Here is a 12,509-nt window from a genome sequence, read left to right as displayed (position 1 = left end):
CTCATGAAGCGACTGTTCTGCCTGGCTGTTCTTGCGGCCGCCACATTGGGGTATGGTGTTACCGCGCAAGCGGCAGGTCTCGAATTTTCGGTCGGTCAGACCGGTGATTCGACCGAGGTCTATCGCCTGGGCCTGCAATCGGATTGGGATAAAAGCTGGCTGCAAAGCAATGTCGGTCGCTTGACCGGCTATTGGAGCGGCGCCTACAGCTATTGGGATGGAGACACCAAGTCCAGCAACCACAGCCTGTCGTTCTCGCCAGTGTTTGTGTATGAATTTTCCGGCACATCGATCAAACCTTATCTGGAGGCCGGGATCGGTGTCGCGTTGTTTGCCCACACCGAGCTCGAAGACAATCAGCTAGGCTCGTCCTTCCAGTTCGAGGATCGCCTCGGTTTCGGTCTGCGCTTTGCCGGCGGGCACGAACTGGGCGTTCGTGCCACTCACTATTCCAATGCCGGTATCCGTATGCCGAACGATGGCGTCGAGAGTTACGCCTTGCACTACACCATGCCGTTGTAACGGATTGCCCGGCGAGGGAGGTCAATCTCCTTCGCTGCGGCGCTTGAGCTTGGCCAACGCGGCAAATACATCGTCGTCATCGATGGGGTAACGGTCGATTTGGATCAAGGTCCAGTCACCGTTCTCCCCGAGCTTTTCCAGTGCCTCGTCCGTTCCAGTGTAACCCCAGAGGGCACTGTGGTTGCTGGCGCGACGATTTAGAGGGAAATGTTCTTGCAGGGCCTGGCACGTCGCGTCGGCGGCGGCCAACTGTTGCACATAGGCCTTGAGGCCGCTGACGCCATTAAACTCGCACAAAGCCGATGTTGATGTCGGTAGATACAACAGCAGCGTTCCCTGTTGGGAATCGCCGAGCACCAGGATGTCATCGGACGGGTAGCCGTTGATACTCAAGCGATGCACCGGCACTTGTCGCGGCCCTTGGGTCGAGTCGTCGCGTTCGTGGCGGGGCAGTAATTGCAACAGCATCGAGTAGGCGGTGTCCGAGTATCCGTCTTGCAGACGTGCGCGTTGCACCTGCAACCGATATTGCGCACGCAGATAATCGCCATAGCACTTCTCGTTGTCGGGCTGACCATCGGCGCGAGGCGCGCTCCAGAATCCCGCCGAGCGTCCGCCGAACTGGCGGTATTCGGCGTTCAGATAGGCCGTCAGCGCGGCCAGTGTCGCGGCGGCATCCTGGATCTTTTTGCGCTGCGGGCTGGGGTCGATCACCAGCGATTCGGTCGACACCGGGATCTGGTACGGCTCTTCGCCGTGATCCTGCCCGTCCACGGGAATGGCCGCGAAGCTGCCATCGGTGGGGCGATAGTAAATGCCGCGGCCAGGACAGTCGGGCGCCGAGAGGTCTTCGATGTGTACCGCGCTGGCCAATCGCTGCTGGTTTTGCAGCGCTTGCAGGCGTTGCACCAGCGCGGCGACGTGTTCGTAGTCCCGTGCGCTCAATGTCACCAGCGTACAGTGGCCTCCGGCTAGATCCAGCCGGTAGGCCTCGGCGAACTTGTTGACTGCATACAGAACCTCGTTGTTTTGTACCTGTACCACAACGCCACCTAGTGTCAGCCGTCCGGGTTCGAGCTGGATATCGTCCGGGCGACTCAGGTGATCGGTATGCAGTACCCAGACTGAAGGCCGGGAGGTGGCACTACTGGACAGATTGATCATCGGACCCTCGCTCAAATAGAGGTCATATTGGCTACCCTGGCCTTCGATGTCATAGCTCAGGTACTGAGCGCTCTCGCCCGAATCCTCCATGATCAGTAGCGGCGCCGCTTGCCCCAGACTGATCCGGATGCGCGTGGCGTGGTAGCGCGGTTCCAGCTTTTCCACGACCTTCTGGAACAGGGCGACCCATTCGGCTTCGATAAATTTGCCCCCGCTCTTTTGCTCCAGCGCCTTGAACAGCTGCAATTGGGCATCGTTGCGCTGGGTCGCGCCCACCAGCCAGGTGTATTGCGGCAGGTAGGTATGTTCGGGGGTGCCCGGCAGAGCCAGGCTGCGGATGCCCGGCGAAACGGGCAGCGCCATCTGCCGTGGGAGGTCCAGGAGCAGGCCGACATCGAGCGCCTGGCGTTCATCCTCTATCACGCGCGGATCGCCCGAACGCGAATTGTCGACGGCGTAGATCTTCGGGCTACCTAGGTAGAGCTGGCCGTTGCGTTGATCCAGATGACTCACCACCACCGGACCGCCCATGCGCAGCCCATGGGTTTCGGGCTCCTCGACATAGCCGCTGCGATAGGCCTGGATCTCCTGGGTGAATTGCTCACCCGTGGCCAGGACCTTATGGACTTTGGCAAAGAACACCGCCACCAGGCTGCTGGCGCCCACGCCCAGACCGGCCAGCGGTATCGACAGCGGTCCGAGAAATTCGCCACCTTCGGTAAACCCTGCCAGTACCGTGCCCAGCGCGAGAGTGTCGAGTCCGACGTTGGTGCCGTAGGCGGCTCTTTCCTCGGCGTTCCTGGCATGGGTGAGCAGGTAGCCGTCCACCCCCAGGCTAGCCAGGACCAGCAAGGCGTTGCCGGCGGCCAACAGTGCGCCGAGGGTGAGTGTCTTGCCGCCCAGGCTGATCGCTAGACCGCTCCGGTCCAGTAGGCTGAAGCTATCCGCGCTCAGGTGCCCGGCATCCTTCAGACCAATATAAATCGCCTGGGCGAGTATTTTTCCATCGTTGGCTACGCCCATAACCACCTGGGCCAGTTGCGTGTAGAACTGCACCTGGACCGCATTGGCCAATTCCGTCGACAAGGCATAGCGTTTGCCGCTGTTGAGCAACAACAGCGCAAAGCCGGTATTCAGGCTGTTCAGGCCATCGAGTTGCGCCAGCCCATGAATCACCTCGTGGTGGCTGACACCCGGTCGCGGCTGAAGCTGACCGCCCTGGAATTCGAAGTGCCGATGGAGGGTGTCCACAGTGTTGCGGATGCGGGTTGCTAGCGCGGCCAGTGCGCTGGCTTTCTCCAGAGCCAGCGGTTGGCGCGCCGCGCCGCCTGGCCCGGTCAGCTCCATCGTATAGCCGGTGCCGCGGGACTCAAGGGTGCGCAGGTCGGGGATCTGGCCGGACACTGGCGCGTCGGTGCCGAGCCTTTGCCACTCCTGTTCTGCGGCCTGGCCCAGTGCGGCGAACTCGTCGCGTTGTGTCTGGGATTGTTCGGCAGTGGAAGGATAGGGCCTGCGCACATCGCCACCCAGGCCGGGAGCATCCATGAACTGCCAAGAACCATCGCCACGGCGTTGCACCTCATAGGTCGAGCGCCTGAAACCCTCAATGGAATGGATGATCCGGATTCGGTTGCCGAAGGTCCGGACTTCATAGCGCCGGCCTTCGTGGATGATGTACGTCCTGCCGTTCGTCGCGTGATACAGGCCTCGCACGTCCGGCCCCAACAGTTCCAGTGTCGATCTGCCGCGCACCTCATACCCTCTCAGGTAAGCTGGCTGCGATTGTGTCGAGAGGCCGGGTTCTTGCGTATTTGCAATCACCGCGTTCAGAGCGATGTTCAGTTGGGTCAGGCTGCTCAGCGTCTTGAGCGGATTGGCGAGCACCTGGCGAACCCTGGCATTGTCATAGGTGGCGCTGGTTAGTTGGGTCCACATCCTGTCAGCGATGCGGCCCGGTCGTAGTCTGAGCAAGGTGAACAGCCCAGGCGTATCGAGCAGGAGCTGCAGCCTGGTATTGGCTTGGGGGGGCGAGAGGAATTGATGAGGGCTCCATAAACGAGGGGCTGCCTTGAAGGGTAAAAGTAGAGGGGCGATGTCGTGGAGCCCCATTTGCCTGGCCAGCGCCTGCAATTCCTGTTGAAAGTCGAGGAGTCGGGATATCACTTCGTCACTCCACGACCTGATTCCGTCGGCGTTGTCGAGCAGGTTTATATGGATGATGCCGGCATCCGCGCAGCGGGTGATCAACCTCAGTCTGTCCGTCGAGATTTGCTGATCGCGTAGCAGATGGGCGATCTGAGCGATGTTGAGTCCCTCGCCTATGGGGGGCGTCAGGGTCGGCGAGCTGAAAATGATATCGAGCCGCTCAAGCAGCGCTGGAGCGCGTCCTGTTACGGCCCTGAGCAACTCGCGTCGTGCGCTGATCGGGTTGTCCATGTGGCGAAGCACATACTGGTGCAACTGGTTGGCCGTGGCACCGTACTCCAGCAGAATATGGCGGATATTTTCATCAAAAAGGAAGGCGCGGTGTACCAGGAAGTCGATGTCCGCCGCCTGCGAGGTCCCGATGAACAGCGTTTCCAGCAGTGTCCTGAGCGTCGGCTCGTTGGGGAATAGGGAGAGTGTCGGGCGAGGGGGGGCGTCGATATAATGGTCGATGATCCAGCGTATCTCCGTGGGCAGCGAGGGCTGCCCATAGCGCTCATGGACGGCGTTGAAGGCATCATCGACGGCGGCGCTGATCCTGGGTGAACGGGACGGCAAGGTCGTTTCCAGGTAACGGATGGCCGGCTGAAAGAGACCATACGGATTGGGGAATCCTTTGAGGATGGTGGTCAACTCTCGATAGGCGTCATCGCCCAGCCAGATATTCAGCTCCAGGCAATGCTCAAGTGCTTGGGCATAGAGAGGCAGATGATCGGTGGTCACGAAGGGCACGGTATCCGGATTGTGCTCGATATGGTCGGCGACGGCATTGCGCAGTCTCTCGACCGTGAACGTGTCGGCGGCCCGGCTCTGGTTCAGTGACAGAGCCACGGCATGAAAGAAGCTGTCTTCACCGGCGGGGACCTCTTCCACGTTGCCGGTGAGCCAAACGTGATAATGATTGGGCGCGGATCGGTACAGCACCACGTCATGGTGGGCACTGAAGATACTTGGGTTCACCCGGTATCCATAGGTGTCCTCGCGCAACCCGCCACGGTAGCGTACCGACCAGCCAAATCCCGGATCGTGGATGTCGATAATTACCAGGCTGCTGCCCCGTGGCCAGTCTGCCAGGTTGGTGATGAGGGGAAACGTGATCTCCATGACCTGTGGGCTCCAAGAGCCCAGGCGAATTAGACCGGCCATTGCCGAAAGACGCCGTGGTATGTTCTGTGGCGCTTGTTCGCCGGCAGGTGGGTCCATCGGTGCACCGCCCAGCAGGCGTAGGCGCGCCGTGCCGGGCGGCTTGGCGCCGGCTGCGTCTGGAAGACCTGTCGCGCGGCTGCCCGGCAGCGCCGCAATGTCTGATTGCCCGGTCGCCCTTATCCGAGCCAGAGAGTTTTTTCCGGGCAGGAAGGTGCTGATCAAACCGGCGTTCTTCTGGCCCGCCATATTGCCGAGCGCCCATTGATCGATCAGCGATTGCCAGTCACTTGCCGCGTTGCCAGGGGCGCCGTGGCTGGCCTGTTCGAGCAGCGCATCACGCTGGATATCGTAGAGGTACTGCTGCATGTTGCCCCGCATCGGAATCAGTTGCACGCGAGTGCCGTTTCCGGAGGGCGGCGACTGTAGGATTGGCGTAGTCGATTTTCTCTGCCGCTCGGCTAGATAGTTTTTCCATGCTGGATCCTGGAAATACGAGTCGAGGTCACCGGCTTGGTTCAGTACCTTGAAGTCATTGTCAGTGGGTGAATCCGGGGTATATAGCATCACTGCCGGAGCGTTCGGGTCCGCGCTGGTGATCGCGAGTACGCCGCCGCCAATGACCTGAAGCGTGCTCTGGCTACTTTTATTCTCGGGATGCGTCCACACGCCCACTGCGTTGGCGATAAGGGGGTATGTGCCGAACTTCGGGCGGGTGGTCGGGTCCGGGTAGTCGAGCACCCGTCGAATCCACTGGCGTTGGGGTGTGCCGACTTGTCCCTGGAGCGTGGCATCGAGCAGCGCCAATTGCAGGCAGGCGGCATTGGCGTATTGCCAGGCGTCGCGTATCGCCTGTGCCCGTCCTGGGGTTGTCGAGCTTGCAGGTTTTTCTTTGAGTGCCTGGACAATGGCTTCCAGTGCGTCCTTGTCGCGGATGATCGGTGTGCCGGAGTGGTCGTCGGGCGGGCTCGACGGCACCACATCGATCAAGGCCAGGGCCAGCGCGAGTCGGCCAGTCTGCACCTGTCTGGCGGCCTCCCTATAACGTTGCCAGGCTTGCCTGTCGGCCTTCTGGAAAACTTGCCGCCAGGTTGTGTATTGCAACGCTTGCAAGCGCTGATTCATTCGCCCGCCGATATCCAGGACGCCACGCAGGTCCGCGGCAGCGGCAATGCGTTCCAGCATGGCTGGCGACGTGTCCGCGGGAGACGCGGCAAACACATCGTTCACCCGTCTTAGCTGGGCATTGCGCAGTGACTGGACCTGCGCGGTGAAAAGGTTTTCGTGCTTGTCATCGCTGGTGGTGAAACGGTCTGCGATCTTTCGCCCGATTTGCACTTGCAGCTTCGTATGCAGGACTTTGAGCGAGATAAAGGATTCGAGACCATATTCCAGGGTGTAGAGCACGACCCGTCCGAGATCGCTGTGAATCTCGACCGCTTTCTTACCCTTGAATTGCTTCGGGTCGGGATTGCTGCCCTGCACAACCGCACCGTCGCGGCTGGTGATGACGAAAGCGCCGGGCCATGGCGCCGTATCGACAGCACTTTCTCCCAGGAGGGTAATGCCGTACACCGCAGGCCGATAGGAGGCGGGCGCTACCGGCAGTGCCTCTTCGCGTTGCGCTCTTGTGGGCAGGCGCAGTACTTGATCAATCAGTTGTCGATCGTCGGCCTCCAGCGTTCCATCGATGCTGCGTAGCTGTGCTTCGGCCCGCAGTTGGGTCTCCAGGCTCAGTGCGAGTCGTTGCTCGGCGGGCAGGCCGTCGCTGGCGTCATTGGGTTGTGTCCAAAACTGTTGCAGTTGCGCCAGATAACCCTGGTGCAGTTGACGTATCTGCTCACTTTTGGCCGTCCCCGGACTCACTTCGGGCAGTGTCGGCAGCTTGAGACCTTCCAACAGGGCGATGATTTGTGCATTGGACGTGTTGAGTAAGAGCAACTGCTGCGATTGGGTTGGCGCGGGATCGGTCGAAGTCGGGAGGTTATCGGTTGCGCAGGGGAGCGAAATACAGGGAGGTTCGAGGGTTTTCATGGGCCAGTGATCTCAGGTTCCGGGGCAACTGTCGAGTTGCCCGCTACTTGTGACGCGTTGGTTCCAAGTGTGGATCGAGGGGGGCACTGGATATATGGGAAGTGTCTTTGACTTGAGGATGAAAGCGCTCTGATCTGCTCCTTCAAATCATCGATACACTGTGCTGATTCCACGGCGCTCTTCCAGGCAGTCCGCCGAGCCGGTTTCGAACTCGCGGCAGATCAATGGGCGCTTCTCGTAGATCGTGCAGCGCATGCTGTCGCGATCCAGGGCCGCGCACCAGCCGTCGTCCAGCCGCAGCATCACCTCGCCACCCCACTCGTCGATATCGATAAAGCGTTCGGGCACACCGGTCTCGCTGATCAACAGGACTTCCAGTCGACAGCAACAGGCCGCGCAGGAGGAGCAAGTGATGGCCGGTGCAGTGAGGTCGGTCAGGGTAATCGTGGTCATGGGCGCCAGTGTATGTCAGTGTCGCCGGCCCGTATGCCTGAATAAACCGGCCGGCGATAGCCGGATACCGCCGCGTGCGGTTCTGTTGTTTGTCTACTTCGCCTATTTAAAGGGAGTCAGACATGACGGATAACACCACATCGCCCCGCCCGTCGCTGCAATGCGAGATGGCTGCGGCCAAGGCGCTTTTCGCCCATCCGCCGACTTTGTCAGGCGTGGTCTTGTCGGCCATCCAGGAGCATTTTTTTCCCCATTGGGATCCGCAGTACAACGCCGCATATCTGTATATCGGCGAACCGCAATGGTCACAGATCGAGGGCAAAAGAGTTTTTGGCGGATATCAATACACGGCTTTGAGCGACCTTGTGCTCAAGCAGTTCACCCAGGGTGTGGCACCGGTTTTTAGCGAAGGCTATGTGCTGGAGGTCCGCTTCGCTGACCGGCCCGGTGATCGCCATCTGCTGGCGCCGCCGGCCGCCGAGGCGCTTGGCCAATGGGGCAACATTCTGCTGGAGCTCTATCAACAGGCGCTGGTCGACTACTGGAACGAGGAGGATGCACAAGGCGCCAGTCGCCTTCAGCGTTTCAGTGCGCTGCTGGTGCGGATGCTGGCCAGCGACCGTGAACACTATCGCGCCTTCCTGACGATCGATTTGCAGAAACCCGAGCAGCGTCTGGCGCTCTATGGCCTGCAGGCCGTGAGCAGGGACTCGTGGGGCGCCAGCTACCCTGAAGCGTTGCCGGTGCTGGTTGCCCGTCGGTGGGAGCACGAGGTCGAGCAGGCTCCGCTATTGCTCAGTCTCGCCCATGGGCTGTTCAGGGCCGACACCACACAAGTGGGGTATCTGGTGCCGTTGTTCATGAGCCGCCGGGCCGAGGGGCGCGATATCGAGTATCACGAGCACCGGCTCTGGCATCAGGGTGACCCTGACGAGTTGCTTGAGCAGGCCTTTGCCTGCGTTGGCCAGGCCTTATTGGAGAACCAGCTCCAGGATATTGCGCTGATCGCCCGTGATCTCGAATGGACGGTCGAGGATTACCAGCAGCGGCTCGATGCCATCACTCGTCCCGATGACTGGTTTTTCACGCCGGTGCCGGCGCGGCCCCATGGCGTCCGCGAGCTGTCCGAGGAGCTGACGGCGCTGCGCGATGAAATGCCTTACTGGTTGCTCGGTGCCGACCCACGGGACATTGAACGCTACCGTGATCTGCTCGATCAGTTGGCGAGTGTGCAGCGCGCTTCGCGTGGCCAGGCATTTCTCGAGGGCATCGGCGACCTGATGAGTTTCACCCGTCGGGTTCTGCTGGAAAAAATCCATGAGGAACATCTCGAACCTTTGGGGATCAGCGACCCCGACGATATCCACCTGGAGCTCGACAAGGTCATCGCGGTGTCGACGGCCGGCGGCGGCGGCGGTGCCTTGGGCAGTATTGAAAAGGTCAGGATGACCCTGACCGAGTTCGCCCTCGAAAACCTGGGCTGTTTTCACCATTCGAAGATACGCCTATCGGTCAGGCACTGTACTGCCGAGGCTGTCGTACCGGCCTGGCTGACCCCGGATTACATCAGACACCTGGTCAGCGCCGTGGACATCGGCAAGACCTACCTGGATGAGCTGCGTGCCAAGCTGATCGATGACGCCGACGAGGCTCGACGTCGGGAAAAACTTTTCACCGAACAACTGCGAGTGCAATTGCCCATGGCGGCGCTGGAGCTCAAGATCAGGGCGCAGGCCGGTTTCAGCGAAGCGGGCTGGCGGCTTATCGAGGCAATCGTGAAACCGTCCCCCGCGCAGCGGCAGGTCGACGGCCAGAAAGTTGTGCTCAGGCCCCTGGGCTTTCGTGCCGAAGCGGATGCCGCCGTCGATGCAGTGGCTTCGATGTTTATCATCGGACCGAAGGACATCCGTCAGGGGCCGCACGTGCTGTATCGCCCGTTGCTCGCCAAGACTGCGGCCCATGAGTCCACGCTCCTGGGATTCCAGGCCACCTCTGGGGGGGCCTTGTGTCCTCACGACAACGACGCTCGGCCCACGCCGGCGCTCGAATCCTTGCATCAGTACGAGACCTTCGAGGCCGTGTTCGAGGCTATCCGGCAGGAGGGTGCGCTACAGGATAGCGTGCTGACCTGGATGAGCCCCCAGGCCCGACGGCTGTACGGCCATGGCGGTTTCCAGGAGCCGCACGTGCCGCGATCCTTCGAAGACGACTTTACCGCTTTCTTGACCCCGGGCCCGGCCCGCCTGAGTGACGCCGTGGTTAACGGCGATTATCTGCACCACCTGTTCACCTCGACGGCGCGCACATTGATTGAACTGGCCGACCGGCAATCGGTGTCCAACGCCGAGCAACGCTGGGCCCAGCTCAAGGAAGGGGCGTGGCAGTTGTTCAATGTGCTGCTGACGTTCATCCGTGGCCCGGCGGCCGTGGCGGGTTGGATCTATGCGGTAGTGGCGAGCGTCGATCGAGACATCCGCCAACTGCAAACCAAGGACGGTACGGGACAGGCCAGTGCCTGGGCCGATGTGTTGGTCAATCTTTCCTTCATCCTCAGTCATCGTCTCGTCGAGGCCAGGGCTACTTCATCCGCTCGCGAGGGGATACCACTCAGCACGCCGCCAGCCGAGGTGAGCCGTCCGGGGGCTGATCCTTATGTCGCGCAAGGCGCGGACCTGCCCTTGCCCATGCATCTGGAGGAGCCTGCCCTGGCGCCCTCCGGGCCGCGCCGCATCCGGATCGACGATCTTTTGCTGCGTCGCTACGAGCAGCCCTGGCCGAGCGCCGAGTCGCTCGGCACGGTGATCGCCGAGGGCGAGTTCAAGGGGTTGATCCGCTTGAAAGACACGGGCTATCTGGCCACCTATATCGGTGGGCGCCTATATCGGGTCCAGGAGGCCGAGGGCGGCGTGCGGATGATCACGCCGGACGGCAGTCGTGAAGGCTTCTACCTGCGCAGCACCGAGGCCGGCGAGTGGCGCCTGGATGTCAAGTTGCGGTTGCGTGGCGGCTCGGGGCGTGGCGGGCGTAAGACCATCAAGCAGATACAGGATGAAAAAAAAGCCGCAGCCCAGGCGTTGGCCGATCGACACCGGGACCTGGAAGTCCCCGGTAAACTCGCGGCAATGGCGGCCTCCGCCGCACGGGCCGATTTGAAACTCAAGGAGCAAGGGACTAACGCCGAGGCCACCAGCAGGGCCCGGCAACGTTATCTCCAGGAAGCAGAAAGGGCTTTCGAACTGATGGGGCAGAGCATCGTCCTGCGTGAAGAACAATCGCGGGTTGCCAACGTACCCAAATGGAAGGAGGCCGTGTGCGCATTCCTCGGTATCCAGTTGGTTGGCTGTCGTGAGGCGGTGGAAGTGCTACGCAGGGTCCGGGAGGAGCAGCGCCTCTCCCCTGCTGAATTCGAACGGGCCCAAGCCACCCATGCCGGCGCGGGTTCCAGGCTCTATGACAGTATCCTGGCTTACCAGAAAAGCAAGGTTGAGGCCAATGACCGCATGTTCGACTGGCATCGCAAGGAACGGCGCGTCAACGAGCAGTTGGACAATTATGCGGGACTGGGGCGCAAGACCCGCGACCAGGCTTTGAGCCAAACCCAGGAGGCACCGCTGGAGCTGGAGACGCGATTGTCGCAGCTCCATGCCTTGCGCTGGCTGAGCCTTCATGAGCTGGAGGGCGGCGAACAGATCAATCCTTCGCTGAGGGACAAGACCCAGGAGATGGCCCTGGCGAGTCGATCCCGGGTCAATCTGGAGCAGGATCCGGACATCCCGGCAAGACGCCGTCGGCGCGTGCTCAATACCTGCATCGAAAACTATGTAACGGGTCTGCAGACCGTCGAGTTCTGGCGGCGTCAGCAGCCGGAGGGCACGGCGCTGCCCTATACCGAACGTCTGCTTGAGCTGATCGGGCAACTGCGTGACGAAGCGCTGGAGTCATTGAGCGAGTTGCTCGACGAACAGGCCAGTGATGTCGCCGCCCAAGAGGAACTGGAGAAAGTCCCAGGGCTCATTCAGACCCGCGGGTCCAGGGGCAGTGTCTATCTGGGCAAGGTCAGGCCACCGGCCGCCGGCCAGACCAGGGAGACCGTCGAAATAGCCGTCGAAGATGAAGTCCGGGTGTTTCAGCAAAGCGACACCGGTAGTTACTGGGAGGAGATCGAGGCTCCCGAACCTGCCCCGGCGTCTACTGTCGCGCGGCCACAAGTCGGGCTCAAGCGGCTGGTCAAGGAGGCTGGTACGCAGGTGCAGAAGGCCCGCAGTGAGTTGCTCAATGCCCGCCAGGAACTGGCGAGGATGCTCGACCGGGCCGTCAGGCTGAAACAACCGGTCCGGGACCCGGTTTATCTGCAGGATGTGCTGGAGGGTGAAGCGAGGGCACTGGCCCGGCTCGCCGATCAGCTCGACAGCAGCCTGGCGGCGGCGCAAGCGTCACCCGAGCGGGTGAACGCACAGACGCAATCGGCCAACTTGCGCGCGTTGTCCCTCGAATTGACCAATGAAGGGCTGTTGATCAGGGTCAAGGCAACCAAAGCGAGCATGCCGGACATGGCGCGTGTCGACTTCCTGCATCGCCAGGGTGCCATCGAAATCAGGAAAAACGGACCGCGCAGCCTGCTCAAGTCCCAGGACTACTTGCAGGAGTACCTGATACTCGACAAGGCGGCCCCGGACAAGAAGAGCGCATTGCTCTGGGTTGCCCATTTTCACTACCGCGACCTGGCGCCGAACGATGATCTTTTCATCCCCGGGGCCGCCCACCTGAAAACCCGCGAAGAGCGTTTTCTCGGCCCCAAGGCGCAGGCCCGTGCCGAAGGCGTGCGTTTTGAGCGCATTCGCCGGGGCCAGCCGGGCCGCGCCCAGGCGGCTGTGGATATCTGGCGCAGTGCAATCACGCTGCCTATGGCCCGCCAGTTCTTCTTCGATGCCGCCGAAGCGGCGGCGGCACTGGTGGAGCAACTGAGGATTCGATCGTGAAGACTGAAG

The 12,509-nt window shown here is 61.3% G+C and carries 4 protein-coding genes; 2 read left to right on the top strand and 2 right to left on the bottom strand.

Going from position 1 to position 12,509, the window contains the following annotated elements:
* Positions 1–3: 3 nt before the first annotated feature.
* Positions 4–522: an acyloxyacyl hydrolase gene (locus BMX68_RS01435; RefSeq protein ID WP_017130629.1), complete on the top strand. Its 519-nt coding sequence runs from the start codon at positions 4–6 to the stop codon at positions 520–522.
* A gap of 21 nt (positions 523–543) precedes the next feature.
* Here the strand turns inward: BMX68_RS01435 and BMX68_RS01430 are convergent, their stop codons facing one another.
* Both BMX68_RS01430 and BMX68_RS01425 read right to left on the bottom strand, forming a co-directional pair.
* On the bottom strand, positions 544–7,068 hold the full coding sequence (locus BMX68_RS01430; RefSeq protein WP_074861787.1) for a TcdA/TcdB pore-forming domain-containing protein: 6,525 nt from the start codon (positions 7,066–7,068) through the stop codon (positions 544–546).
* 147 nt (positions 7,069–7,215) lie between these two features.
* Positions 7,216–7,521 (bottom strand): YkgJ family cysteine cluster protein, encoded by a 306-nt coding sequence (locus BMX68_RS01425; RefSeq protein WP_017130630.1) that lies wholly within the window; start codon positions 7,519–7,521, stop codon positions 7,216–7,218.
* A gap of 122 nt (positions 7,522–7,643) precedes the next feature.
* Here BMX68_RS01425 and BMX68_RS01420 point away from each other — a divergent pair, with 122 nt between their 5' ends.
* The gene (locus BMX68_RS01420) at positions 7,644–12,500 is read left to right on the top strand and encodes a hypothetical protein (protein ID WP_017130631.1); all 4,857 of its coding nucleotides are present in this window, start codon (positions 7,644–7,646) and stop codon (positions 12,498–12,500) included.
* The last annotated feature ends 9 nt before the right edge of the window (positions 12,501–12,509 follow it).

Origin of the sequence: Pseudomonas agarici, from assembly GCF_900109755.1 — a bacterium.
GTDB classification, from domain to species: Bacteria; Pseudomonadota; Gammaproteobacteria; order Pseudomonadales; family Pseudomonadaceae; genus Aquipseudomonas; species Aquipseudomonas agarici.
Note: the sequence above shows the minus strand (reverse complement) of the source record. Positions and strands in the feature narration are given on the sequence as shown.

Bases quoted from the DNA above. Each gene is read 5' to 3' on its own strand.
- BMX68_RS01435 (WP_017130629.1), top strand. From the start codon at position 4: ATGAAGCGACTGTTCTGCCTGGCTGTTCTTGCGGCCGCCACATTGGGG.
- BMX68_RS01430 (WP_074861787.1), bottom strand. From the start codon at position 7,068: ATGAAAACCCTCGAACCTCCCTGTATTTCGCTCCCCTGCGCAACCGAT.
- BMX68_RS01425 (WP_017130630.1), bottom strand. From the start codon at position 7,521: ATGACCACGATTACCCTGACCGACCTCACTGCACCGGCCATCACTTGC.
- BMX68_RS01420 (WP_017130631.1), top strand. From the start codon at position 7,644: ATGACGGATAACACCACATCGCCCCGCCCGTCGCTGCAATGCGAGATG.